Genomic DNA, 268 nt, shown 5'->3' with positions numbered 1-268 from the left:
TACTCACCCGTTCGCCACTCGCCGCCAGGCCGAAGCCCGCGCTGCCGTTCGACTTGCATGTGTAAAGCATGCCGCCAGCGTTCAATCTGAGCCAGGATCAAACTCTTCAGTTCAATCTCTGTTTTTCCGATATTGCTATCGGAGGTCACTCACTCAAAATACTGACGAATCTCTTTCGAGATTACGTTTAATATATTTTGTGCGAGCGTTATAACGTATATTTTGAGCATCGGACCCGAAGGTCCGGGCATATCGTCAAACGCCCACA

1 rRNA gene is annotated in these 268 nt (G+C 49.3%); it reads right to left on the bottom strand.

Annotated elements, in window-relative coordinates:
* Window positions 1-113 (bottom strand): 16S ribosomal RNA (locus GTP41_RS26895); the annotation flags it as partial.
* Between the last annotated feature and the right edge of the window lie 155 nt (window positions 114-268).

Origin of the sequence: Pseudoduganella guangdongensis (genome assembly GCF_009857475.1) — a bacterium.
In the GTDB taxonomy this organism is placed as follows: domain Bacteria; phylum Pseudomonadota; class Gammaproteobacteria; order Burkholderiales; family Burkholderiaceae_D; genus Rugamonas; species Rugamonas guangdongensis.
Note: the sequence above shows the minus strand (reverse complement) of the source record. Positions and strands in the feature narration are given on the sequence as shown.